This is a genomic window from Kocuria sediminis (genome assembly GCF_009735315.1).
In the GTDB taxonomy this organism is placed as follows: Bacteria; Actinomycetota; Actinomycetes; order Actinomycetales; family Micrococcaceae; genus Kocuria; species Kocuria turfanensis.
The window spans coordinates 200,525-223,675 of sequence record NZ_WOGU01000002.1 but is presented as its reverse complement, the minus strand read 5'-3'; the positions used below and the strand labels follow the sequence as shown (position 1 = coordinate 223,675).

The window sequence follows — 23,151 nt, the reverse complement described above, 5'->3', positions numbered from 1 at the left end:
GGCCGCGGCCGTGCCGGCTGCCGTGCCGGCTGCCGTGCCGACTGCCGTGCCGGCGGCGGCTCAGGCCCAGTCGAGGCGCAACACCGGGCGGCCGTCCCGGACCTCGAGCACCGGGTTGCGGGTCACGACGGCCCGCTTCCGGGCGAGGAAGGCGATCGCCGAGGAGCACTCGGCGACCGACTCCAGCACGCACTGGACCCCGGGCGAGGACAGGTCACCGACCGAGCGGCCCACGGTGTCCTCCTGGCCGACCAGGTCACCGAGCCGGCTGCCCACCGGGTCGGAGACGACCTCGGCGGCCTCCACCCACCGGCCCCAGACGCCCTTGGACTGCAGCGGGGCGGGGACCTGCCCGTCGGGGACCACGGCGGTGAAGTAGTGGATGTCGTAGCGGCGGTGGGCGAAGTCGGAGGTGACCCAGTGCGCCAGGGGCCGCAGCAGGTCCGTGCGCAGCACGAGCCGGCGGCGTCCGAGCACCTGGGCCAGGGACACGTCCCCGACCGCCAGCGCCTCCCGTGAGCTCATCCATTCCGCGCCCTCCGCGGACTCCACCGTGCTCATCGGGTCCGCGCCGGCCAGCAGCACGCCGGCCTCCTCGAACGCGTGGCGCGCCGCGGCGACCACGGCGCGCCGGGCGCGGCTGACGTCCCCGTCCATGCCCAGCCGGCGCGCCCACTCCGTGGGCGCGGGGCCGGCCCAGTCGAGGGGCTCGTCGTCGTGGGCCTCCACGGGCCCGCCGGGGAAGCCCACGGTGCCGATCGGCGAGTTGCCCGGGCGGTAGGTGAGATATGTCTCCACCCCGTGCTCCCCGTCGCGGACGAACACCACCGCCGAGGCCGGCGTGGGGGTGCTGCCGGGGATGCCGGAGCCGCGTTCCAGCCAGGCCTCGGCGGCCCCGCGCTGGCGCTCCGGGACCTCGAAGTACCGCACCTGCGGCGCCCGGCCCTTCCGGGGGGCGCCGCTCGGGAGCTCAGCGGAACTCTGCAACGAGCTCCACCTCGACCGGGGAGTCGAGCGGCAGGACCGCGACGCCCACCGCGGAGCGGGCGTGCACCCCGGCCGCGCCGAAGATCCGGCCCAGGAGCTCGGAGGCGCCGTTGATCACCGCGGGCTGGCCGGTGAAGTCCGGGGCGGAGGCGACGAAGCCCACGACCTTGACGATGCGCACCACCCGGTCCAGGTCCCCCACCGCGTCCTTGAGCGCGGCGACGGCGTTGAGCGCGGCCCGGGCCGCGAGCTCCTGCGCCGCCTCCGGGGAGACGGTGCCGGGGGCCCCCGACGCGGAGACCTTGCCGGTCGCGGGCAGCTCGCCGCCCACGAAGGGCAGCTGGCCCGAGGTGTGCACCCAGGAGCCGGTGACCACGGCGGGCACGTATGCGGCCACGGGGGCCGCGACCGCCGGCAGCTCGAGGCCGAGCTCGGCGAGGCGGGCGTCGACGAGGGATGGGTTGCTCATGGATTCCTCCGCGGATCTCTGGTGCCGTGGCGCCCGGCCGTCAGCCCTTGGGGCGCTTGAAGTAGGCGATGGGGTTGGTCTGCACCGGGGCGGTCATGTTGCCCGCCGGGACGTCGGCCGGCGTGGACCCCGGCAGCACGGTGACGAGCTCCCACCCGTCGTCACCCCAGTTGTCGAGGATCTGCTTGGTGGCGTGGATCATGAGCGGCACGGTGGCGTATTCCCAGGTAGTCATGGGCCCAGCGTAGCCACGAACGGCGGGACGTGCTCCGCGGTGACGGCCCGTCCACCGGTTCCGGCCAGGTTCGCACTTGTAGACTGTCCCAATGGCTTCCCGCAAGAACTCTGCCGCGCAGTCACCGTCGGCCCTGGGCAACGTCGTGGCGTTCATCGCCACCAGCATCGTTGCCGGCATCGTGGCCGCCGGTCTCCTGGTCCCGCCCGCAGCCGCCGCGGGCCTCGCCGCCAACGCCTCGATCGGGTGGTTCAAGGACCTCCCGGCCCAGATGGAGGCCGGGCCGATGTCCCGCGCCTCCACGGTCGTGGCCCGCGACGGGACCGAGATCGCCTCGTTCTACGCGCAGAACCGCACCCCCGTCCCGCTGGAGCAGATCTCCCCGCACATGGAGGAGGCGATCCTGGCCATCGAGGACCGGGACTTCTACGAGCACGGCGGCGTGGACATCGGCGGCATCGCCCGGGCGCTGGGCAACAACATCATCCGCCCGGACGCGCGCCAGGGCGCCTCGACGATCACGCAGCAGTACGTGAACAACCTGATCATCGACTCCCAGGTCCGCGCCGGCGAGGAGGCCACGACCATCGGCGCCGACAAGGGCTACGCGGACAAGATCAAGGAGATCAAGCTCGCCCTGTCCATGGAGCAGGAGCTGTCCAAGGACGAGATCCTGGAGGGCTACCTCAACATGGTGCTCTTCGGCGGGCAGAACTACGGCGTGGAGGCCGCCGCCCAGTACTACTGGGGCATCCCGGCCTCGGAGCTGAGCATCTCCCAGTCCGCGGTGCTGGCCGGCATGGTGCAGTCCCCCAACTACTACGATCCCGCCGCCAACCCCGAGGCGGCCACGGAGCGGCGCAACATCGTGCTGGACACGATGCTGAGCACCGGGGCGATCACCGAGGCGGAGCACGCGGCCGCGGCGGCCGAGCCCATCCAGCTGGACCTGCACCGCACGAACTCCGGGTGCACGGCCGCGGAGATCGCCCCCTACTTCTGCGACTACGTCCAGAACCTCATCCTGCAGGACCCGGCGTTCGGCGAGACCCCCGAGGAGCGGCTCAAGACCCTGCAGCTGGGCGGGCTCACGATCACCACCACCCTCGACGTCGAGGCCCAGCGCCGCGCCGAGGAGGCGGTCAACGAGACGCAGCCGCGCGACGACAACCCGGACAACGTCTCCACCGCGCTCGTGTCCCTCGAGCCCTCCAACGGGGACATCGTGGCCATGGCGCAGAACACGTACTACTCCGGCGAGGAGGGCGGCTCCAACACCACGTACAACTTCAACGTGGACCGCTCGATGGGCGGGGCCGGCGGCTTCCAGGTGGGCTCGACCTACAAGCCCCTCACCTACGCCACGTGGCTCGACGCCGGCAACGGGGCCGAGGACCTCCTGGACGCCACGCAGACCCGGTGGCCGGCGGACCACCGCTGGAAGGCCTCCTGCCTGGAGCGCGGGTACAAGATCGAGCCGGGCAACAACGGCGCGGGCTTCGAGATCCAGAACGCGGAGCCCGGCTACACCCGGGAGATGGAGGCCGACTTCGGCCTGTACAACTCCATCAACACCGCCATCTACGCGATGGCCGAGGACCTGGACCTGTGCCACATCGGGGAGATCTCCGAGGCCCTGGGCATCCGCGACGGCAAGGCGGGCGAGCCCGTGGACACCACGGTCCTGTCCTCCCTGCTGGGCGGCTCCGTGGACATCTCCCCGATGACCATGGCCCGGGCCTACTCGGCCTTCGCCAACCGCGGCGAGATGTGCGAGCCGCGTGCCCTGGAGAAGGTCGTGGACTACACGGGCCGGGAGTACGAGATCCCCGGGACCTCCTGCGAGCAGGTCATCGACGAGGACGTCGCCGACGGCGTCAACTACGCCCTGAACCAGACCCTGATCCGCGGGTCGGGCTGGCAGCGGGACATCGACCTGCCGGGGGCCTCCGCCGCCAAGACGGGCACCACGGACAACTCGACCCAGACCTGGATGGTCGGCTACACCAAGGGCCTGGCCACCGCCTCGTGGGTCGGCAACTACGAGTTCGGTTCCCGCTCCCTCAACGGGCTGTCCATCGGCGGCAAGCGCACCGAGGGCGACGACTGGGTGGACGGCTCCACCTACGCCGGCGGCCAGTGGCAGCGCTTCATGCGCGAGGTGGCCCGGGACTACGACACCGGCAAGTTCGAGGAGCCCTCCGAGCGGGTGCTCGAGGGCCGCAACGGCACCTCGCGGCCGGGCTGACCCCGGACCGCCGGATGAGCACCACGAACACCGCACACGCCGCCCCGGCCCTGCGCGCGGCGGCCGCCGCCGCGGGGGCCGGCGCCGCCGCGGCGGCGGGCCTCGGAGTGTGGGGCGTCGTCGTCGAACGCCGCCGCTTCCAGCTGCGCACCGAACGGCTGCGGCTGCTGCCCCCGGGCAGCCCGCCGCTGCGCATCCTGCACCTGTCCGACCTGCACGTGTGGCCCGGACAGCGGTCGGTGCAGCACTTCGTGCACTTGCTGGCGGAGCTGGAGCCCGACCTGGTGGTGGACACCGGGGACAACCTCTCCCACCCCGAGGCCCTGCCCTGGCTGCTGGAGATCCTGGAGCCGCTCCTGCGCCTCCCCGGCGCCTACGTCCCCGGGTCCAACTGCTACTTCGCGCCGCGGCTGAAGAACCCGCTGCGCTACCTGTGGCGGGACACCTCCGGGGAGGCCCGGGAGGAGGCGCCCCGGCTGCCCACCCGGGCGATGCACGACGCCTTCGACGCCGCCGGGTGGACCCCGCTGATCAACCGCTCCGCCCGGATGGAGGTCGCCGGCCTGCGCCTGGACCTGTCCGGGGTGGACGACCCGCACCTGGGCTACGACCGGCATCCCGGCTTCGGGACCCCCGGGTCGGCGGACCTGCGCCTCGGCGTGTCCCACGCCCCCTATCTGCGGACCCTGGACCGCTTCGCCGCCGACGGCGCGGACCTGGTGCTCGCCGGCCACACGCACGGCGGGCAGGTCTGCCTGCCGGGCGGGCGCGCCCTGGTGAGCAACTGCGACCTCGAACCGGAGCGCTGCAAGGGCCTGATCACCCAGGGCGGCGTCCCGGTCAACATCTCGGCGGGCCTGGGCACCTCCCGCTTCGCCCCCATCCGGCTGTTCTGCCCGCCGGAGGCCGTGCTGCTGACGCTCACCGACTGACCCCCCACCGGCCGGCTGCCCCACCGGCCGACCCGCCACGGCGGGAGCACGCTCAGCGCGGCGCGAGGGCGTCCAGGACGGCAGGCAGCTGCGTGATCCCGTCCCGGCCGCGGAAGTGTCCCGCTCCGGGCACCACCTGCAGCTCGGCGTCCAGCCGCGCCGCGAGCGCGTCGGTCGCGGCCGGCGGCACCGTGGGGTCGTCGTCGGAGCGGAGCACCAGCCGGCGCCGCACGTGGGCGCGCACCGCGGCGACGTCCACGTCCTCGGCGAGGAACGCGTCGAGGGACGGCTCGGTCTGGAGCGGGCCGGTGAAGCCGGCCACGAGCACGAGCCCGCCCAGCGTCCAGGGCTGCGGCAGGCCGGCGAGGTGGCGCAGGATCGTGATGCAGCCCAGGCTGTGGCCGACCAGGTGGAGGTGCTCGTGGGGCTTCCCCACCGCCCGCGCCACGGCGGCCTGCCACGCCGCGGGCTCCGGGGCGGAGGGCTCGGGCAGCTCCACGAGCACGGTGTGCACGCCGTCGGCGGCCAGCGCCGCCCGCAGCCACGGGAACCAGTGCTGGTCGGGGGCGGCGTCGTAGCCGTGCACCACCACGACGGTGCGCACGGCCGGGTCCGGCGCGGTCATCCGGAGATCTCGGGCACAGCCACGATGATCCGGTGGTTGGAGCGGTCGCAGAGGTACATCTCCTCGGTGCCGTCGGGCACCGGTCCGCCCTCGGGCCACTGGTCCTCGGGGATCTGGCGCAGCGGTCCTCCGCAGGACGGGCAGATGGGGTCCATGGTCGTCTCCTCCAGGGTCGGGGTGCGGGCCCGGGGCCCGTGGGCCGAGCTTCCCGCAAATCGGCGCCGGTCACAACCGCCCGCGCGCAACGGCCCGACGCGGATGCCCCGCTGCCGCCCGTGTGGTCCTACCATGGGCTGTGGCACGCACCACACCGGCCGCCCCGACTTCCCGGAGGATCCCCATGACCGTCGCCGACCACCGCCCCGTCGCCGCCGAGGCGCTGCTGGAGGACCTGCGGACCTGGTGCGGCCGCGACGCCGTGGTGGACTCGGAGCTCGAGCACCGGGCGCTGGCCCACGACGCCTCGCACTACCTGCTGCAGCCGGCCGCGGTGGTCCGCCCTCGCTCGGCCGCGGACATGGGCAACCTCTTCCGCGCGGTGTCCCGGCACGGACTGGGCCTGACCTTCCGCTCCGGCGGCACGTCCCTGTCCGGGCAGGCGGTGACCGACCAGGTGCTCGTGGACGTGCGCCGCAACTTCCGGGACGTCGAGGTGCTGGACGGCGGCCGGCGCGTGCGGGTGCAGCCCGGGGCCACGGTGCGCCAGGTCAACGCCCGGCTGGCGCCCTACGGGCACAAGCTGGGCCCGGACCCGGCGAGCGAGGCGGCGTGCACGATCGGCGGCGTGGTGGCGAACAACTCCTCCGGCATGGCCTGCGGGACCCGGGCCAACACGTACCGCACGCTCGAGTCCATGGTGGTCGTGCTGCCCTCCGGCACCACCGTGGACACCGCCGCCCCGGACGCGGACGCCCGCCTGCGGGCGCTGGAGCCCGCGCTGCACGAGGGGCTGCTGCGGCTGCGCGACCGCGTGCGGGCCGACCCGGCGTCGGTGCGCACGATCGAGCAGCAGTTCTCGATGAAGAACACCATGGGCTACGGCCTCAACTCGTTCCTGGACCACGACGAGCCGGTCCGGATCCTGGAGCACCTGCTGATCGGCAGCGAGGGCACGCTGGGCTTCGTGGCGCAGGCGGTCTTCCGCACGGTGCCGATCCTGCCGTTCGCCTCGACCGGGCTGCTGGTGTTCCCGGACCTGGCCTCGGCCACGCGCACGGTCCCCGCCCTGGTGGGCACGCACTCGGCCACCGTGGAACTGCTGGACGCCACGTCCCTGAAGGTCTCCCAGCGCACGGGCCTGGCGCCGGCGCAGATCATGGACGTGGACGTCGACGAGCACGCGGCGCTGCTCGTGGAGTACCAGGGCGCCACGCTCGAGGAGGAGCGGGAGCTCTCCGCGGCGGCCGCCGGGCTGTTCCGCTCCCTGGACCTGGCCGCGCCGGCCGCCCTGACCGACGACCCCACGGCCCGGGCCGCGCTGTGGACGGTGCGCAAGGGCCTCTACACCACGGTGGCGGGCAACCGGCCGAGCGGGTCCAACGCGCTGCTGGAGGACGTCGTGGTCCCCGTGCCCGAGCTGGGCGAGACGTGCGAGCAGCTCACCGCGCTCTTCGACGCCCACGGCTACCGGGACTCGGTCATCTTCGGCCACGCCAAGGACGGCAACGTCCACTTCATGCTCAACGAGCAGTTCGACCGCCCGGACCTGCTGGCCCGCTACGAGCGCTTCACCCAGGACATGGTCGCCCTCGTCCTGGACCACCGGGGGTCCCTCAAGGCCGAGCACGGGACCGGGCGCAACATGGCCCCGTTCGTGCGCCGCCAGTACGGCGACGAGCTCTACGACGTGATGGTCGAGCTCAAGCGGCTGGTGGACCCGGCGGGACTGCTCAACCCCGGGGTGCTCCTCAACGAGGACCCCACGGTGTACGTGCGCGACCTCAAGACCGCGCCCACGGTGGAGCAGGAGGTGGACCGGTGCGTGGAGTGCGGCTACTGCGAGCCGGTGTGCCCGTCCAAGGACCTCACCCTCACCCCGCGCCAGCGGATCGTGGGCCGGCGGGAGATCGCCGCCGCCGAGGATCGCGGGGACGCGGCGCTCGCCGCCCGGCTGCGCGCCGAGTACGACTACGAGGGCCTGCAGACCTGCGCGGTGGACGGGATGTGCGTGACCGCCTGCCCGGTGCTGATCAACACGGGCGACCTGGTGCGCCGGCTGCGGGCGGAGAACCACAGCAGGGTGGCGGACGCCGGCTGGGGCGTCGCCGCGAAGGCCTGGGGCGCGACGACGACGGGGGCCGGGCTCGGCCTGACCGCCGCGAAGGCCCTGCCCACCGCCCTGCCGGCCGCCGCGACCGCCGCGGCCCGGGCGGTGCTCGGCGCCGAGCACGTCCCGCAGTACAAGGACGAGCTGCCCGCGGGCGGTCCGGCCCGGCCGCGCCGGCAGGACGCGGACGCGGAGGCGGTGTTCTTCCCCGCCTGCATCAACACCATGTTCGGGCCCCCGGACGGCGAGGGCCTGACGGCGTCCCAGGCCTTCCTGGCGCTGTGCGACCGCGCGGACGTGCGGGTCACCGTCCCGGAGGGCATCGGCAGCCTGTGCTGCGGCACGCCCTGGAAGTCCAAGGGCCTGCCCAGCGGCTGGGCCACGATGTCGGACCGCACCCTCGCGGCGCTGTGGGAGGCCTCCGGGCAGGGCGCGCTGCCGGTGGTCTGCGACGCCGCGTCCTGCACCGAGGGCCTGGAGACCATGGCGGAGCTGGCGGCGGCCTCGAGCGAGTACCACGCGCTGCGGTTCGTGGACGCGGTGGAGTTCGTCGCCGACCGGGTGCTGGGGCGGCTGCGGGTGACCCGGCCCGTGGGCTCCATGGCGCTGCACCCCACCTGCTCCAGCGTGCACCTGGGCGTCACCGGGGCCTTCGAGACGATCGCCCGGGCGATCAGCGACGACGTGGTCGTGCCGAAGGCCTGGGGCTGCTGCGCCTACGCCGGGGACCGCGGCATGCTGCACCCGGAGTTCACCGCCTCGGCCACGGCGGCCGAGGCGCGGGAGGTCAACCAGCGCCGCTTCGACGCCTACGCCTCCCTGAACCGCACGTGCGAGCAGGGCATGACGGAGGCCACCGGGCACGCCTACCGGCACGTCCTGGAGCACCTGGAGGCGGCCACCCGCTGAGGGACTCCAGCTCAAGTTAGGTTGTGCGCAATCAAGTTGGGTGCAACCATGGGGGCATGGATGCAGATCTCCGGCTCGACGCACAGCTGTGCTTCGCGCTCTACGCGGCCTCCCGGGCCACGACGGCGGCCTACCGCGAGCCGCTGGCGGAGCTCGGCCTGACCTACCCGCAGTACCTGGCGCTGCTGGCGCTGTGGGAGGAGGACGGGCAGACCGTCACCGGGCTGGGCGCCCGCCTGCGCCTGGACAGCGGCACGCTCTCCCCGCTGCTCAAGCGGATGGAGACCGGCGGGCTGCTGGAGCGCCGCCGGGGCCGCGAGGACGAGCGCCGGGTCACCGTGCACCTCACCGCGGCCGGCGACCGGCTGCGCGAGCGCGCCCCGGACGTGCAGCGCCGCGTCCTGGAGGCCTCCGGGCTCACCCCGGAGGAGATGGCCACCCTGCGCCGGCTGGCGCGCCGGATCGGCGCGGCCGACCCCGGGACCACCGCCCCCCGTGCCACCGGACCCGGCGCCACCGCCCCGGTACCCACCGTGCCCGGGCCCACCCCGGCCGACCCCACACCCCCGCTCGCCACGCAGCACACCAGCGAGCGGACCACCCATTACCCCACCCAGCACGCCACCCACCACCCCACCGAGGAGTAAACCCATGCAGACCGTCTACACCGCCGAGGCCCTCGCCACCGGCGCCGGCCGCAACGGCCGGACCCGCACCAGCGACGGCCGGATCGACCTGGGACTGGCCGTCCCGCAGGAGATGGGCGGCTCCGGCGACGGCGCGAACCCCGAGCAGCTCTTCGCCGCCGGCTACGCCGCGTGCTTCCACTCCGCGCTCCAGCTCGTCGCACGGCAGCAGAAGGTCGACCTGGGCGACTCCAGCGTCGGGGCCCGGGTGGGCATCGGCGCCGACGGCCAGGGCGGGTTCGCCCTGCAGGTCGCCCTCGAGGTCGTCCTGCCGGACCTCGACGAGGAGACGGCCCGGGCGCTGGCCGAGAAGGCCCACCAGGTCTGCCCCTACTCCAACGCCACGCGCGGCAACATCGACGTCGTCGTCGACGTCGCCCAGGACTGACCCGCGCCGCCCCTGACGCGGCCCCGCACCCGACCGACCGATCCACGATGGAGCACCGAATGACGCAGCCCACCCGCACCCGCCGGATCACCCTGGCCTCCCGTCCGCAGGGCGCCCCCGTGCCGGAGAACTTCCGGCTCGAGGAGGCCGAGCTGCCCGAGCCCGGCCCCGGCCAGGTCCTGGTCGCCAACCGTTGGATGTCCGTGGACCCCTACATGCGCGGACGGATGAACGACGTGAAGTCCTACGTCCCGCCGTTCCAGCTGGACCAGCCCCTCGACGGCGGCGCCGTCGGCCAGGTGGTCGCCTCGGGCGCCCCGGAGCTGCCGGTGGGGGCCACCGTGCTGCACGGCGCCGGCTGGCGCGAGCACGCCCTGCTGGACGCCGGGTCCGTCACCGTGGTGGACCCGGAGCTGGCCCCGGAGTCCGCCTACCTGGGCGTGCTGGGCATGCCCGGCCTCACTGCGTACGCGGGCCTCATGGGCGCCGCGCGGTTCCGGCCCGGGGACACGGTGTTCGTCTCCGGCGCCGCCGGGGCCGTGGGCTCGCTGGTCGGGCAGATCGCCCGGCTCAGCGGCGCCGCCCGCGTGATCGGCAGCGCCGGCTCCCCGGAGAAGGTGCAGCGGCTGCTGGAGCTGGGCTTCGACGCCGCCTTCGACTACCACGACGGCCCCGTGCTCGAGCGGCTGCGCGAGGCGGCGCCCGAGGGCATCGACGTCTACTTCGACAACGTGGGCGGCGAGCACCTCGAGGCGGCGATCTCCGTGCTGAACACCCGGGGCCGGGTGTGCCTGTGCGGGGCGATCTCGCAGTACAACGCCACCGAGCCGCCGGCGGCGCCGCGGAACCTGGCACTGGCGATCGGCAAGATGCTGAGCCTGCAGGGCTTCCTGGTCGGCGGCTGGCAGGACATGGCCCCGGAGTTCCGCGAGAAGATGGCCGGCTGGCTGGCCTCCGGGGAGATCGCCTGGGACCAGACCGTGCGGGAGGGCCTCGAGGACGCACCGCAGGCCTTCATCGACCTCCTGGCCGGGGCGAACACCGGCAAGATGGTGGTCAGGCTCTGAGACCCACGGCGTCACCGCACAGCCGTGCGGCGAGCTCGCGCACCCCGGACACCCTGAGGTCCGGGGCGCGCGCGTATCCCGGCCAGGGCGCGCCGTGGCGGTCCATCCACGCCGTGCGCATCCCGGCCCGGGCGGCACCGTGCAGGTCCCAGGGGTTCGCCGCGATCATGAGGGCCCGCTCCAGCGGCAGGCCCCAGACGCCGCTCGCCCAGGCGTAGGCCTCGGGGGCGGGCTTCCAGCACGGCGCGTCGTCCACGGAGAGGACGTGCTCGAAGTGCTGGCGCACTCCTCCGCGCTCGAGCAGGCCCTCCGCGGTGGCCTCGGAGCCGTTGGTCAGGGCCACGATCCGGAAGCCCGCGTCGGCCAGGGCCTGGATGCCGGGCGCGACGTCCGGGTGCACGGGCAGGCGCTGCATGCCCTCCCGGACGTGGCGCACGGCCTCCTCCACCTGCCGGTCCGGGGCGTGGACGGCGAACAGGGAGCGGGCGACGGCCTCGCCCAGGACCGCGAAGGGCTGCGACTCGCCGTGGACGGCCAGCGCGAAGCCCTCCCGGAGCACTCCGCTCAGCCAGGTCTGCGCGAGCGGGCCGGGCAGCCCCAGCTCCTCGAAGACCCCGTGCAGCGGCCCCGTGTCGGACAGCGTCTCGTTGACGTCGAACACCAGGACCGGTCTCTCGTCGGCGGTCATGCCTGTCTCCTCGCCCTGCGGCACTCCCCGGTGGCGCTCCCCTGCAGAGCCCGTGGTGCCCGTGGTGCCCACAGGATACGGGCGGCCCCGTGCCCGGGCCGCAGGTTGCGCGTCATGAACCGGTTGACAGAGTGGTGGTCGTCACAACAAACTAGGGCAACATTTGTTGCCCCACAGGCATCAGACCCGAAAGCCCCCGGGGACCCGGCCGCCAGGCCGGGTCCCCGGTTCCAGCACGATCTCCCACCACCATTTCCCACCACGATGCCCCACCACGACGAAGCGGAGCGCGGACCATGCCAGCTGCCCTGACCGAGGACGAGGTCGTCCGAGCCGCCGACGCGCTCGTCGCGGCGTTCGCCGCCACCGACACGGAGGCGTACTTCGCGGCCTTCGCCGAGGACGCCACTTTCGTCTTCCACACGGAGCCGACCCGGCTGGAGGACCGCGCCGCCTACGAGGCGCTGTGGCGCTCGTGGCTGGACGCCGGGTGGCGGGTGCTCGAGTGCCGCAGCACCGCCGCCCGGGTCCAGGTGCTGGGCTCCGTGGCGGTCTTCACCCACGACGTCCGCACCACGGTCCGCACCCCGGACGGCCCGGAGACCACGCACGAACGGGAGACCATCGTCTTCGCCCGCCGGGGCCCCGGGGCGCTCGTGGCCGTCCATGAGCACCTCTCCCCCGCCGCCCTGCCCACCACGAGCGCCCAGGAGGGCCGATGAGCTCCCAGCACCCCGCACCCGCCGGCCAGGCCCCCAGGACCCGATCCACCACCTCCCCCTGGGCCCGCCTGTCGAACCACCTCGACGAGAACACCGACGGCTACGGGCCCCTGCGCGGGACGCTGCCCACCGGGCGGATCACCATGATCTGGCTCGCGGCGAACCTCGTGGTCACCACCCTGCTCACCGGCACCCTGTTCGTACCCGGCGTCCCCTGGGCCACGGCCCTGGGCCTGATCCTGCTGGGCACCCTGCTGGGCGGGGCCGTGCTGGTGCTGGTGGGCAACATGGGCACCCGCACCGGCCTGCCCACCATGGCGCTGACCAAGGGCGCGTTCGGGCTGCGCGGCTCGTTCCTGCCGGTCGCGGCCAACGTGGTGGTGCTGATGGGCTGGAGCTGGGTGCAGGCGATGCTCGCCGGCGTCACCGTCAACCACGTGGTGGCCCAGGCCACCGGTTTCTCCAGCCCCGTGCTGTTCTCCGTGCTCGCCCAGCTGGTGGTGGTGGGCCTGGCCATCTTCGGCCACACCGGCATCGCCCGGGTCGAGCCGTGGCTGGCGCTGGTGATCCTGGCGATCATGGCGTGGATCTTCGTCGTCGCGTTCACGACCCACCCGGTCGGGGACTTCCTGGCCCTGCCCGCGGACCCGTCCGCCGGCTGGACCGCCGTGTCGGTGCTGGACGTCGTGATCGCCACCGCGATCTCCTGGACCGTGCTCTCCGCCGAGTTCAACCGCCTGGCCCGGACCCAGTCCGCCGGCGTGATCGGCTCGGCGGTCGGCTACACGCTGTCCACCACGCTCGCCATGGCCCTGGGCGCCACCGCGATCGCCTGGGTGGTCCTCGAGGGCGGCGAGGCCGTCCCGTTCGACCCCACCGTGATCGTCGAGGCGTTCGGCGCCCCGCTGGCCGTCGTGGTGTTCCTGTCCGTGATGGCGACCAACACGATGGTGGTCTACGGCATGGTCTCCTCGGTGGTGAACATGGTGCCGTCCTCGCGGCTCCGGTTCCTGCCCACCGCGCTGGTGCTCGGCGCGATCTCCGTGGTCGGCGCCACCTGGCTGGGCCTGCTGGGCCAGTTCACCGCGTTCCTCACCGTGATCGGGGCGCTCTTCGTGCCGGTCTTCGCGGTGATGCTGGCCGACTACTACGTGGTCCACAAGGGCTCCTACGACGCCGACATCCTGCGCGGGCGCGGTGGGAAGTACTGGTACCGCGGCGGGGTGAACGCGGCCGCCGTGCTGACCTGGCTCGTGGGCGCGGGCTCCTCGCTGCTGCTGACCTACGTGCTGGCCAGTCCCGTCGGGGCGACCATCCCCACCTTCGTGATCTCCTTCGTGCTCTACCTCGCGTGGGCCGCGGCGGCCCGCCGGATCCGCACGGACCGGCCCGTCTCGCGGCACCTGGCCGACAGCATCCCCGGGGGCGACGCCGAGCCGGAGGCCACCGGTGCGCGTCGTTGACCTGAGCCACCCGGTGCGCACCGGGATGCAGGTCTTCCCGGGGGATCCGCACGTGCGCACGCGCACCGCCGCGACCGTGGCCCGGGACGGCTTCCGCGTCGCGGAGCTGCACCTCGGCACCCACTCCGGCACGCACGTGGACGCCCCCTCGCACACGGTCGAGGGCGGCGCCGACGTCGACGCCCTCGAGCTGTCCTCGCTCGTGGGACCGGCCCGTGTCGTCGACGTCCCGGGTTGCGCGCCCGGCCGGGTGATCCGCTGGGCGGACGTGGCCGGACAGCTCGACCGGCTCGCGCCGGGGACGATCGTGCTCTTCCGCACCGGCTGGTCGGCGCACTTCGGCACCGAGCGCTACCTCGAGCACCCGGTCCTGGACCCAGAGATCGCCCGCCGCCTGGTCGCGGCCGGGGTGCGCACCCTCGGGGTGGACACCCTCAACCCGGACCCCACGCCCACCGCGGACGCCACCGGCCCGGTGGCGCTGCCCGTGCACGAGGTGGTGCTCGGGGCGGGCGGGGCGATCGTGGAGAACCTCACCGGCCTCGCGGCCGTGGACCGCCCCGGAGCCGTGTTCGCCGCCCTGCCGCTGCGCCTGGCCGGCATGGACGGCTCCCCGGTGCGGGCGGTGGCGATGTGGCCGGACGCCGGCTAGGACGGGGAGCCGGCGGCTCCCTGAGCCGGGCCGCTGCATGTGAGCACTGAACCCGGCCGGGTCCCCGGCGGCGCTCAGCGGCCGGCGGCGAGCCGGCCCAGCGGGCTGTTCTCGAAGTCCTCGAGCAGGGCGTGCGGATCCGCGTAGACGGCCACCGCCCCCGCCTCCCGCAGCTCGGTCTCGCTGATCCCGCCGCTCGTCACGCACACGGCGTCCAGTCCGAGCTGCCACGCCGACTCCACGTCCCAGCGGGCGTCGCCCACCACGATCGCGTGCTCCGGGCGCAGGTCCCCGGCCTCCAGCGCCGCGGCGAAGATGTCCGGGGCGGGCTTGCTCCGCTCGGCGTCGGTGGCGGTGGTCACGGCGGTGAGGACGTCGTCGGAGCCCAGGACCTCGCGCATGGCGGCGACCTCGGTGACGTTCGACGACGACGCCAGCACCACCACGAGGCCGGCGTCGGTGCAGCGGCGCAGCAGCTCCGTGGCCCCGCGGGTGGGTTTGAGCCCCGGCCAGTGCACGGAGAACAGGGCGCCGTGGGCCGCGCCGATGGCGTCGTCCTCGTCGGTGTCCCGGTCGGCGGGCAGCAGCTCGTCGATCAGCTGCTCCGAGCCCATCCCGATGAGCCGGTGGATGCGGTGCATCGGCACGTCGTGGCCGGCCTGGTTGAAGGCGTGCCACCAGGCGACGGTGTGCAGGTAGCTGGAGTCGATGAGGGTGCCGTCGACGTCGAACAGGACGCCGCGTCGGGTCGGCGCGGAGGAGCCGGCCGAGGCGTCGGCGGAGGCGTCGGCGGAGGAGTCGGCGGAGGAGTCGGGGGTCCGGGGAGCAGTCATGGCCTCACCCTCCCACCCGGTGGTCGGGCGGGCAACGGCTGACCGACGGGTGGCCGGCCGGTGCCGGCGGCACCAGGGGGACGGCGAGCGCCCCTCAACCGAGCAGCCCGGAGGCCGTGCCGGACGCTCCAGCGGACCGTGCAGCCGCACTGACGGGCCACCGGGTCGTCACACCCTGGCCCTGTCCGGTCACAGCGCCGGAGGGTCCTCGGCGGCGCTGTGCGGGCCGTGGCCCTGGTCCACGGTGGCCGGACCGAGCGGGAGGTCGCGGGCTCCCTGCTGACCGGTCTCGCCCGTGCCCGTACCGTCGACGTCCTGGGTCGAGGCGGCGAAGCGCGAGACCACGGCGGCAGCTGCGTCGGTCATCTCCTCCAGGCCGCGGACGTCCACATTGGCGAGGTCGTCGCACGCGGCGTGGTAGCAGAAGTCGTAGGCGACCCCGGCCCGCCCGCCGAACAGCGCCGCCTGTTCCACCGTCTTGATCCCCTCGGCACCCGTGAAGAGCCCACCGGAGGGTATGCCCTCCGCGATGAACGGCCCGTAGTCGCTCCGGCCGCTGAACTCCGTCTCGCCGGAGGCCAACCCCACGGAGCCGAAGTGCTCGTGGAAGGCCGCCTCGATCGCGGCGGAGCCCTCCGGTGCCGTCACGGGCCCCTCGGGACCCTGCACGGGTGGGAACGCGGAGTGGTCGCCGTCGTAGACGAAGCGGCCGTGGTTCGGAGAGCCGATCATGTCGAAGTTCAGGTACAGCGCGATGTTCTCGAGCGAGCCCGGGTCGTTCGCCCGGAGGTCCTCGACGTAGTGCTGCGATCCGCGCAGACCGAACTCCTCCGCGCCCCACCAGGCGAATCGCACGGTGTTGGTGGTCTCCGTGCCCGCGAGCGCCTCGGCGATCGCCAGGATCGCCGCGGAGCCCGAGCCGTTGTCGTTGATCCCCGCGCCCTCGGGGACACTGTCCAGGTGGGCGCCGACCATCACGCTGTTCCCGGGATCGCCGGTTCCCGTCTCGACGACGACGTTGAAGCTCTGCCGGCTCTCCGAGACGGTCTGGGCCGTCACGGTCACCTCGCCTCCGGCCAGCAGCGCGGTCCCGGCCGCGTGGCTGAGGCCGACGACGGGCACGGTGACGGTCCCGGGCTCGCCGAGGGTGCCGGCGACCACGCCCTCCTCCCCGGGCAGGCCGGTGTTGAAGATCAGCACGGCCGACGCGCCGGCGACCTGGGCGTTGGCCGCTTTCACCCCGAAGGGGCATGTGCCGCGCTGGAGCAGCGCCACGTTCCCTGCTGTGAAGCCGGTGAAGTCCTCGGCCTCGCATCCGCTGGTGCTCGGCTCCGGGGCGCCAGTGGTGTCCACGGCCTGCACCGGAGCGGTCACCGTGCCGGAGCCGGAGTAGACCATGACGGACACCTCCGTGGCGGGCAGCACCACGGGCGTGCCGTCCGGGCCCGGACGGCCGACCGTCGTCGGGACGACCTCCTGGAAGAACGGGAACGTGAAGGCCTGGACCCGCGGGGCGTAACCGGCGGCCCGCAGCCGGCCGACCACGTAGTCCAGGCTCCCCCGGTAGCCGGGCGTGCCCGAGGCGCGGGTGCCGCCGTTGGCGTGCGCGACGGCCTGGAGTACCTCGAGGTGCTCCAGGACCTGGCCCGTGGAGACCTCCAGGCCCGGGCCGGCACCTTCCTCCGGTGGCGCAGCGACGGCGCTCGGCGCCGTGAGCGACACGGCGCCGGCCAGTGCGGCGGCCACGGCCCGGTGACGGTGTGTGCGGTGCGACATGGGTCCTCCCGTGACCAGTGGCCGATCGGGGGCTCGACCGTGTCCTGCGCACGTCTCCACCGAACGGGGGAGACGTGCGCACAGCATCCCAGCCCCAGGTCAGAGGCGCAATGGCACTCCTGATTGTGGCGGAGGAGGCAGCTCCTGCCTCACCGGGCCCGCTTCTCCTCCGCGGCGTTGCTCGGCCCGTGCCCCTGGTCCACGGTGACGGGCAGGGCGGGGGCGGCGGCCGTGCGCAGCTGCCGGCCCACCCCCTCGACGTCCCCGGTGGACGTCGCGAAGCGCAGGATCACCGCGGCGGCGGCGTCGGTCATCTCGTCGAGACCCTGGACGTCGATGTTGCTGAGGTCGTCGCACCGCGCGTGGTAGCAGAAGTCGTAGCCGACGCCGGCGCGGCCGCCGAACAGCGCGGCCTGCTCCGCCGTCTTGATCCCCTCGGCGCCGGTGAACAGCCCGCCGGCGGGCACGCCCTCCGCGATGAAGGGCCCATAGTCGCTGCGGCCGCTGAACTCGGTCTCCCCCGAGGCCAGCCCCACGGAGCCGAAGTGCGCGTGGAAGGCCGCCTCGATCGCGGCGGAGCCGGCGGGGGCCTCCGCCGAGACGTCCGGGCCGAACGCGGAGCCGTCGCCGTCGTAGACGAAGCGCCCGTAGTTCGGGGAGCCGATCATGTCGAAGTTCAGGTACAGCGCCACGGCCGCCAGCGCGGCGGGGTCGTTGGCCTTGAGGTCTGCCACATAGTGCCGGGAGCCGAGCAGGCCGAACTCCTCCGCGCCCCACCAGGCGAAGCGCAGCCGGTTCTCGGTGACCCTTCCGGCGAGCGCCTCGGCCACGGCCAGGATCGCCGCGGAGCCGGAGCCGTTGTCGTTGATCCCCGCGCCCTCGGGCACGCTGTCCAGGTGGGCGCCGACCATGACCGTGCGCTCGGGGTTGCCCGTGCCGGTCTCGGCCAGGACGTTGGAGGTCTCCCGCTGCTCCGAGACGGCCTCCACGGTGACGGTGACCTCGTCCGCGCCCAGCAGCGCCCGGCCGGCCGCGTGGCTGAGGCCGACCACGGGGACGGTCACCACGCCCGGCGTGCCCAGGGTGCCGGTGACCACGCCCTCCTCCCCGGGCAGGCCGGTGTTGAAGATCAGCACGGCGGACGCCCCGGCCGCCTGTGCGGCGGCGGCCTTGTCCGCGAAGGAGCAGCCGCCGCGCTGCAGCAGGGCCACGCTGCCCGCGGGGAAGCCCGCGAAGTCCTCGGCCGCGCACCCGCTGGTGCCGGCGCCCGGCTCGCCGGTGGTGTCCACGGCCTGCACCGGTGCCGTCACGGTGCCGGAGCCGGAGTAGGTCATCACGGCGACGTCCTCCGCGGCGAGCTGGGTGCCGCCCGCGGCGACCGTGGCGGGTCTGACCTCCCGGAAGAACGGGAAGGAGAACGTCTGTACCCGTGGGGCGTAGCCGGCGGCCCGCAGCCGGCCGAGCACATAGTCCATGCTGCCCCGGTAGCCGGGTGTGCCCGAGGCCCGGTTGCCGTCGTTGGCGTGCGCCACGGCCTGGAACACCTCGAGGTGCCGCATGACCTGCCCCGGAGGGACGGCGGCCGGGCTCACCGCGACCACCCCGGTGCGGGCGGCCGCACGGCGGCCTGGGTCCGGTCGTGGGTGCGCTGGCGCATGGTGCCTCCCGAGGCAGGGGCCGATCGGGGGCTCGACCGTAGCGGCGGCTCCACCGTGCGGATGGAGCGATGTGCGGATGGAGCGATGTGCACAGAGTTCCAGGTCGGAGTGACCGGGACAAGGATTCCGGCCATGTTGAGAAACGGGACGGCCCCGCCGGGACGCTGTGCGCGTCCCGGCGGGGCCGTCCGGCCGTCGAGCTCCGGGGCGGTCAGGCGGCCGCCTTGTCGTGGCCGTGGCCGTGACCGTGGCCGTGCTCGGAGTGCGGGCCGTGGCCGCGGTCGTTGCCCTTCGGGTGGCCGACGGCGCCCTTGCCCTTCTGCTGGTAGGGCTCGCCCTCGCCGTTGACGTCGTGGGTGGACATCGCGTAGCGCAGGACGACGGCCGCGGCGGCGTCCGACATCTCCTCCATGCCCTGGAGGTTGACGTTGGTGATGTCGTCGCACACGGAGTGGTAGCAGGAGTCGTAGGCGACACCGGCCTGCCCACCGAACAGCTCGGCCTGCTCCTCGGTCTTCACGCCCTCGGCGCCCGTGAAGAGACCGCCGGACGGGACGCCGGCCTCGATGAAGGGGCCGTAGTCGCTGCGGCCGCTGAACTCGGTGTCGCCGGAGGCCAGTCCCACCGAGGCGAAGTACTCGTGGAACGCCGCCTCGATCGCGCCGGAACCCTCGGGGACGTTGGTGTCACCGGGGTCGAACGTGGAGGCGTTGCCGTCATAGACGAAGCGCCCGTAGTTCGGGGAGCCGATCATGTCGAAGTTGAGGTACATCGCGATGTCCTCGAACGCCTCGGGGTCGTTGTCCCGCAGATCGGTCACGTAGTGCTCGGCGCCCAGCAGGCCGAGCTCCTCCGCGCCCCACCAGGCGAAGCGCACGTTGTTCTCGGTCTTCGTCTTGGCGATCGCCTCGGCGATGGCGAGGATGCCCGCCGATCCGGTGCCGTTGTCGCTGATCCCCGCGCCCTCGAGCACGCTGTCCAGGTGCGCGCCGACCATGACCGTGTTCTCGGGGTCGCCCGTGCCGGTCTCCGCGAGGACGTTGTAGGTGGTGCGGGTCGCCGAGACGGTGTCCGTGCTGACCGTGACCTCCTGGGCGTCCAGCAGGTCCACACCGGCCTGGTAGCTGAGCCCGACCGTCGGCAGGGTGGTGGCCTCCGGAGAGCCGAGGGTGCCGGCCACGGTGTCCTCGGCGTTCGGCAGGCCCGTGTTGAAGATCAGCACGGCGGAGGCGCCCGCGGCCTCCGCGTTGGCCGCCTTCACCCCGAAGGCGCACGTGCCGCGCTGCAGGAGGGCCACGCTGCCCGCCTGGAAGTCGGCGAAGTCCTCGGCCTCGCACCCGCTGGTGCTGGCCACGCGGTCGCCGGTGGTGTCCACGGCCTGCACCGGAGCGGTGACGGTGCCCGAGCCGGAGTAGGTCATCACCGCGACGTCCTCCGCGGCGAGCTGCGTGCCGTCCGCGCTGACCGTGGCGGGGCTGACCTCCTGGAAGTACGGGAAGGTGAACTCCTGGACCTCCGGGGTGTAGCCGGCGGCCTGCAGCCGCTCGACCACGTAGTCCACGCTGGCCCGGTAGCCGGAGGTGCCCGAGGCGCGGTTGCCGTCGTTGGCCTCCGCGATGGACTGGAAGGCGGTCAGGTGCTCCGTGAGCTTCTGCTCGGAGACCGCCTGGGTGATCTTGTGGGTGGTGTTGTTGTTGCTGTTGTCGCGGGAGGGGGCCGCGACGGCGCTGGTGGCCGTGAGCGTCAGGGCGCCGGCCAGGGCGGCCGACGTGATCCAGGAGCTGGGCGTGCGAACGGGCATGGAACCTCCAGGTGAGCGACGGCCGGGAGGTGACCCGGCCATGACGCGTTTCACAGTCATCGGGGGATAACGCGGATTTGCACATGCTCACAGCTGGGTTACCAGTGGGTCAACGACTTTTGTCCAGATCTGTGTGACCGGCCGCACTCACCGGTGCACGCGGGCGCGGCGCCGCACGGCGACCGCTCCCACGGCGGCCGCCGCGGCGACCACGCCCAGGGCCACGAGGCCTGTGAGCTCCGGTCTGAGCTCCTCGAGCACGCTGTGCCGGGGCCACCCGTCCGGGGGACGGAGGGGCGCTCCGTCGTCGATCGTGGACGACGCGAAGCCCAGGACGACCGCGGCCGTGGCGTCGCTCATCTCCTCCAGGACCCGCAGGTCGACGTTGTCCAGGTCGTCGCAGGCGGAGTGGTAGCACGGGTCGTAGTCCTCGCCGGCCTCACCGCCGTACCGTTCCGCCTGCTGCCGCGTCTTCTCCCCCGTGTCGCCGGTGAAGAGCCCGCCCACGGGGATCCCGGCCTCGGCGAACACGAGGTGGTCGCTGCCGTCGTCGATCGGGACCTCCTCGACGGCCATGGCGACGGACTCGAAGTAGCCCTCGAGCGCCGCCTCGACGGCCTCCGATCCGGCCGGGGCCTCGACGGAGTCGCCGTGCCAGCCGCCCCCGGACGAGTCACCGTCGTAGACGAAGCGCCCGTAGTTCGGAGAGCCGACCATGTCGAGGTTCAGGTACAGCGCGATGTCGTCGAACGCCTCGGGGTCGTTGGCTTGGAGGTCGGAGACGTAGTGGTCGGCGCCGTCGAGGTTCACCTCCTCGGCGCCCCACCAGGCGAAGCGCACCCTGTTCCGGGTGTCGGTGCCGGCCAGGGCCTCGGCCACGGCGAGGACGCCGGCGGCACCGGAGGCGTTGTCGTTGAGGCCCGGGCTCTCCGGCACGCTGTCCAGGTGCGCGCCGAGCATGACGGTGCTGTCCGGGTCCCCCGTGGCCGTGTCCGCCAGGACGTTGTAGGTGACCCGGGACTGCGTGTCCGTCCCGTCATCGTAGTCCTCGTCGTCGTACCCGTGGTGGTGCTCGTCGGCCGGAACCGTGAAGACCTGCACCCGGGGATCGTAGCCGGCGGCTCGCAGCCGCTCGACGACGTGGTCGACGCTCGCCCGGTAGCCCTCGGTGCCGACGGCGCGGTTGCCGTCGTGGTCGTCCGCGGCGTCCTGGAACGCCCGCAGGTGGCCCGCCAGCTGCTCGGCGGTGACGGCCCGGGTGATCTCTTCCGTCGCGGCGGCGCCGTCGGGTCCTGCCGGGAGGGCCGTGGCAGGGACACCGGCCGCGAGGGCAAGGAACACCCCCAGCACGGCGCAGGTGAGTCCTCTGCTGGACGCTCGTCGACGCACGGCCCCTCCCCCGAGACATGGCGCCGTGCGGTGCCGGACCGGACGTCCCCCTGACGTCCTTCCGTGGGCAGACGACGGTGCTGTGTGCTAAGGCAAGCACGGGCCGGACTCCCCGTCAATGGTCTGCAGGAGGGTTTCGTTCTCCGGTGCAACACGGCCACGCGGACTCGATTTCCCACGCGCGGGACGGGATGGCTATGATGGAGCAGTTGTTTCCGGCCGAGGCCGGACGCTTCACGGGATGTGGCGCAGCTTGGTAGCGCGCGTCGTTCGGGACGACGAGGTCGCAGGTTCAAATCCTGTCATCCCGACCATGTGATGTCTCAGGACATCGGCAAGGCCCGAACCCACGGATGTGGGTTCGGGCCTTTTGTCATGCCCGGGGGTGGTCGCCGCAGGTGGGGCCGATGGCGAGTTCGTGCAGCAGCCCCGGTGATGGCGTCGACCACGCATCGCTGGAGGCCTTTGATCCGTGTCTCTGCCATGCTCCCTACTTCGTGCGCCCCCGGGAGCTCCAGGGATTTGCGTCGACTCGGGGACATCCGGCGAGCACAGATCGCGCCTCCCCGTTCTCCGCGTCGGTGTGGGCTAGCGTTCGCACTGTCCGGCACATCCGAGCGTGGCTCGGGAGCAGTGGAAAACCATGAGTCCAGCGACGCGGTCCCGGCGGTGCGCGAGGAGCGCGATGACCGAGATGTGGCTCGTGGCCGGGGCGCTGCCTGTGTCCCGACCGGGGCCGCCGGCAGCAGATCACGTACCACTCAGATCGGAACACCCGTGAGCCGTGGGGAACACCGCCAGGAGCAGACTCCGGAGCAGCGGGAGTCCGAACTGCGCTCGATGGCCATGCACTTCGGGGGCCGCCTGGTTGCGGGACGGGACTTCAGGGAGGCCGTGCTCGAGCGGATGCAGGCCAACCTCCCGGGCTTCCCGCCGGAGCGCTACGAGTCCGAGCTCGAGGCCGCCCTGGCCCGGATCGACGAGGCGCAGGTGGACGTCATGGCCCGTCGGGAGCAGCTGATCGCCGAGGCCCGCCAACTGGACCGGCTCCATGCGGTGTTCACCATCCACTACTTCAACCGGCGCTTCTCCGGGCACGTCGGGGAGTACGGCCTGGGCCGGATCAACCTCGTCGACGCCCTGGGAGACCTGTATGCGCGGGAGCAGATCACCGAGGCAGTGCGGCGTTGCGATGCCTTGATCGAAGAGGGCATCCGCATGGGCATCAGCTCCTGGGATCACGAACCCAACATGGCCCACCTGCGCCGGGCTCACCCCGGATTCGACGACCGGGCGCTGAGCCAGGTTCTGGACTGGGGCCACCTCATCCACCGCTGAGGCGCTGCCCGCCTCACGC

Annotated in this window: 21 protein-coding genes and 1 tRNA gene; 11 read left to right on the top strand and 11 right to left on the bottom strand. The window is 73.3% G+C overall.

Annotated elements, in window-relative coordinates; all coding sequences use genetic code 11:
- Nucleotides 1–60: 60 nt before the first annotated feature.
- From GMA12_RS03270 to GMA12_RS03260, 3 genes are read right to left on the bottom strand one after another with little or no spacing between them, the layout of a single operon-like run.
- On the bottom strand, nucleotides 61–987 hold the full coding sequence (locus GMA12_RS03270) for an NUDIX hydrolase (RefSeq protein WP_156267124.1): 927 nt from the start codon (nucleotides 985–987) through the stop codon (nucleotides 61–63).
- Complete coding sequence (locus GMA12_RS03265) at nucleotides 971–1,456, bottom strand: RidA family protein (protein ID WP_156267122.1); 486 nt, start codon at nucleotides 1,454–1,456, stop codon at nucleotides 971–973. Before GMA12_RS03265 ends, GMA12_RS03270 begins: the two co-directional genes overlap by 17 nt.
- Nucleotides 1,457–1,496: 40 nt before the next feature.
- Nucleotides 1,497–1,691 (bottom strand): DUF4177 domain-containing protein, encoded by a 195-nt coding sequence (locus GMA12_RS03260; RefSeq protein WP_047801917.1) that lies wholly within the window; start codon nucleotides 1,689–1,691, stop codon nucleotides 1,497–1,499.
- Between the two features lie 91 nt (nucleotides 1,692–1,782).
- Between GMA12_RS03260 and GMA12_RS03255 the strand changes: the two genes are divergently transcribed.
- On the top strand, nucleotides 1,783–3,939 hold the full coding sequence (locus GMA12_RS03255) for a transglycosylase domain-containing protein (RefSeq protein ID WP_156267120.1): 2,157 nt from the start codon (nucleotides 1,783–1,785) through the stop codon (nucleotides 3,937–3,939).
- Between the two features lie 14 nt (nucleotides 3,940–3,953).
- Nucleotides 3,954–4,871 carry a metallophosphoesterase gene (locus GMA12_RS03250; protein WP_156267118.1) on the top strand — a complete coding sequence of 306 codons (918 nt, stop codon included), beginning with the start codon at nucleotides 3,954–3,956 and terminating at the stop codon, nucleotides 4,869–4,871.
- Nucleotides 4,872–4,923: 52 nt separating this feature from the next.
- Here the strand turns inward: GMA12_RS03250 and GMA12_RS03245 are convergent, their stop codons facing one another.
- Together GMA12_RS03245 and GMA12_RS18410 are read right to left on the bottom strand one after the other, a co-directional pair.
- Nucleotides 4,924–5,496 (bottom strand): RBBP9/YdeN family alpha/beta hydrolase, encoded by a 573-nt coding sequence (locus GMA12_RS03245; protein WP_156267116.1) that lies wholly within the window; start codon nucleotides 5,494–5,496, stop codon nucleotides 4,924–4,926.
- Nucleotides 5,493–5,651, bottom strand: a complete 159-nt coding sequence (locus tag GMA12_RS18410) for a hypothetical protein (protein WP_170301020.1) — start codon at nucleotides 5,649–5,651, stop codon at nucleotides 5,493–5,495. The genes GMA12_RS03245 and GMA12_RS18410 overlap by 4 nt, the downstream gene beginning before the upstream one ends.
- Nucleotides 5,652–5,836: 185 nt before the next feature.
- On the opposite strand from GMA12_RS18410, the gene GMA12_RS03240 reads away from it, so the two are divergent.
- The 4 genes from GMA12_RS03240 to GMA12_RS03225 are packed head-to-tail and all read left to right on the top strand — an operon-like array spanning nucleotide 5,837 to nucleotide 10,812.
- Nucleotides 5,837–8,671: an FAD-binding and (Fe-S)-binding domain-containing protein gene (locus GMA12_RS03240; protein ID WP_156267114.1), complete on the top strand. Its 2,835-nt coding sequence runs from the start codon at nucleotides 5,837–5,839 to the stop codon at nucleotides 8,669–8,671.
- 56 nt (nucleotides 8,672–8,727) lie between these two features.
- Entirely contained in the window at nucleotides 8,728–9,318 is a 591-nt protein-coding gene (locus GMA12_RS03235; protein WP_156267112.1) for a MarR family winged helix-turn-helix transcriptional regulator, read from the top strand.
- Nucleotides 9,319–9,322: 4 nt separating this feature from the next.
- Nucleotides 9,323–9,745: an organic hydroperoxide resistance protein gene (locus tag GMA12_RS03230; RefSeq protein WP_156267110.1), complete on the top strand. Its 423-nt coding sequence runs from the start codon at nucleotides 9,323–9,325 to the stop codon at nucleotides 9,743–9,745.
- Nucleotides 9,746–9,804: 59 nt separating this feature from the next.
- On the top strand, nucleotides 9,805–10,812 hold the full coding sequence (locus tag GMA12_RS03225; protein ID WP_156267108.1) for an NADP-dependent oxidoreductase: 1,008 nt from the start codon (nucleotides 9,805–9,807) through the stop codon (nucleotides 10,810–10,812).
- Here the strand turns inward: GMA12_RS03225 and GMA12_RS03220 are convergent.
- Nucleotides 10,802–11,500: a haloacid dehalogenase type II gene (locus GMA12_RS03220; RefSeq protein WP_156267106.1), complete on the bottom strand. Its 699-nt coding sequence runs from the start codon at nucleotides 11,498–11,500 to the stop codon at nucleotides 10,802–10,804. The two genes, GMA12_RS03225 and GMA12_RS03220, sit on opposite strands and share 11 nt — an antisense overlap.
- Before the next feature lie 296 nt (nucleotides 11,501–11,796).
- Between GMA12_RS03220 and GMA12_RS03215 the strand changes: the two genes are divergently transcribed.
- From GMA12_RS03215 to GMA12_RS03205, 3 genes are read left to right on the top strand one after another with little or no spacing between them, the layout of a single operon-like run.
- Entirely contained in the window at nucleotides 11,797–12,222 is a 426-nt protein-coding gene (locus GMA12_RS03215; protein WP_156267104.1) for a YybH family protein, read from the top strand.
- Complete coding sequence (locus GMA12_RS03210) at nucleotides 12,219–13,685, top strand: purine-cytosine permease family protein (protein WP_156267102.1); 1,467 nt, start codon at nucleotides 12,219–12,221, stop codon at nucleotides 13,683–13,685. The genes GMA12_RS03215 and GMA12_RS03210 overlap by 4 nt, the downstream gene beginning before the upstream one ends.
- Complete coding sequence (locus tag GMA12_RS03205; protein ID WP_162459419.1) at nucleotides 13,672–14,337, top strand: cyclase family protein; 666 nt, start codon at nucleotides 13,672–13,674, stop codon at nucleotides 14,335–14,337. The genes GMA12_RS03210 and GMA12_RS03205 overlap by 14 nt, the downstream gene beginning before the upstream one ends.
- A 74-nt stretch (nucleotides 14,338–14,411) precedes the next feature.
- On the opposite strand, the gene GMA12_RS03200 is transcribed toward GMA12_RS03205, so the two are convergent.
- The 5 genes from GMA12_RS03200 to GMA12_RS03180 all read right to left on the bottom strand — a co-directional run bounded on the left by GMA12_RS03200 (nucleotide 14,412) and on the right by GMA12_RS03180 (nucleotide 21,794).
- Nucleotides 14,412–15,170 (bottom strand): HAD family hydrolase, encoded by a 759-nt coding sequence (locus GMA12_RS03200; protein ID WP_240898565.1) that lies wholly within the window; start codon nucleotides 15,168–15,170, stop codon nucleotides 14,412–14,414.
- 189 nt (nucleotides 15,171–15,359) lie between these two features.
- Complete coding sequence (locus GMA12_RS03195) at nucleotides 15,360–16,946, bottom strand: M28 family peptidase (protein WP_156267100.1); 1,587 nt, start codon at nucleotides 16,944–16,946, stop codon at nucleotides 15,360–15,362.
- Between the two features lie 149 nt (nucleotides 16,947–17,095).
- Nucleotides 17,096–18,538, bottom strand: a complete 1,443-nt coding sequence (locus tag GMA12_RS03190; RefSeq protein WP_370830075.1) for a M28 family peptidase — start codon at nucleotides 18,536–18,538, stop codon at nucleotides 17,096–17,098.
- A gap of 277 nt (nucleotides 18,539–18,815) precedes the next feature.
- The gene (locus GMA12_RS03185) at nucleotides 18,816–20,405 is read right to left on the bottom strand and encodes a M28 family peptidase (protein ID WP_156267098.1); all 1,590 of its coding nucleotides are present in this window, start codon (nucleotides 20,403–20,405) and stop codon (nucleotides 18,816–18,818) included.
- Nucleotides 20,406–20,552: 147 nt separating this feature from the next.
- Entirely contained in the window at nucleotides 20,553–21,794 is a 1,242-nt protein-coding gene (locus tag GMA12_RS03180) for a M28 family peptidase (RefSeq protein ID WP_162459418.1), read from the bottom strand.
- A 237-nt stretch (nucleotides 21,795–22,031) separates the two neighbouring features.
- Here GMA12_RS03180 and GMA12_RS03175 point away from each other — a divergent pair.
- Both GMA12_RS03175 and GMA12_RS03170 read left to right on the top strand, forming a co-directional pair.
- Nucleotides 22,032–22,108: transfer RNA gene (locus GMA12_RS03175), tRNA-Pro, on the top strand.
- A gap of 463 nt (nucleotides 22,109–22,571) precedes the next feature.
- On the top strand, nucleotides 22,572–23,132 hold the full coding sequence (locus GMA12_RS03170) for a hypothetical protein (protein ID WP_156267096.1): 561 nt from the start codon (nucleotides 22,572–22,574) through the stop codon (nucleotides 23,130–23,132).
- Nucleotides 23,133–23,151: the final 19 nt, after the last annotated feature.

Excerpts from the sequence above, each read along its gene's own strand:
- GMA12_RS03220 (WP_156267106.1), bottom strand. The coding sequence starts at position 11,500 with ATGACCGCCGACGAGAGACCGGTCCTGGTGTTCGACGTCAACGAGACG.
- GMA12_RS03200 (WP_240898565.1), bottom strand. The coding sequence starts at position 15,170 with ATGACTGCTCCCCGGACCCCCGACTCCTCCGCCGACTCCTCCGCCGAC.
- GMA12_RS03240 (WP_156267114.1), top strand. The coding sequence starts at position 5,837 with ATGACCGTCGCCGACCACCGCCCCGTCGCCGCCGAGGCGCTGCTGGAG.
- GMA12_RS03250 (WP_156267118.1), top strand. The coding sequence starts at position 3,954 with ATGAGCACCACGAACACCGCACACGCCGCCCCGGCCCTGCGCGCGGCG.
- GMA12_RS03235 (WP_156267112.1), top strand. The coding sequence starts at position 8,728 with ATGGATGCAGATCTCCGGCTCGACGCACAGCTGTGCTTCGCGCTCTAC.
- GMA12_RS03210 (WP_156267102.1), top strand. The coding sequence starts at position 12,219 with ATGAGCTCCCAGCACCCCGCACCCGCCGGCCAGGCCCCCAGGACCCGA.
- GMA12_RS03260 (WP_047801917.1), bottom strand. The coding sequence starts at position 1,691 with ATGACTACCTGGGAATACGCCACCGTGCCGCTCATGATCCACGCCACC.
- GMA12_RS03225 (WP_156267108.1), top strand. The coding sequence starts at position 9,805 with ATGACGCAGCCCACCCGCACCCGCCGGATCACCCTGGCCTCCCGTCCG.
- GMA12_RS03255 (WP_156267120.1), top strand. The coding sequence starts at position 1,783 with ATGGCTTCCCGCAAGAACTCTGCCGCGCAGTCACCGTCGGCCCTGGGC.
- GMA12_RS03195 (WP_156267100.1), bottom strand. The coding sequence starts at position 16,946 with ATGTCGCACCGCACACACCGTCACCGGGCCGTGGCCGCCGCACTGGCC.
- GMA12_RS03215 (WP_156267104.1), top strand. The coding sequence starts at position 11,797 with ATGCCAGCTGCCCTGACCGAGGACGAGGTCGTCCGAGCCGCCGACGCG.
- GMA12_RS03230 (WP_156267110.1), top strand. The coding sequence starts at position 9,323 with ATGCAGACCGTCTACACCGCCGAGGCCCTCGCCACCGGCGCCGGCCGC.
- GMA12_RS03185 (WP_156267098.1), bottom strand. The coding sequence starts at position 20,405 with ATGCCCGTTCGCACGCCCAGCTCCTGGATCACGTCGGCCGCCCTGGCC.
- GMA12_RS18410 (WP_170301020.1), bottom strand. The coding sequence starts at position 5,651 with ATGGACCCCATCTGCCCGTCCTGCGGAGGACCGCTGCGCCAGATCCCC.
- GMA12_RS03265 (WP_156267122.1), bottom strand. The coding sequence starts at position 1,456 with ATGAGCAACCCATCCCTCGTCGACGCCCGCCTCGCCGAGCTCGGCCTC.
- GMA12_RS03245 (WP_156267116.1), bottom strand. The coding sequence starts at position 5,496 with ATGACCGCGCCGGACCCGGCCGTGCGCACCGTCGTGGTGGTGCACGGC.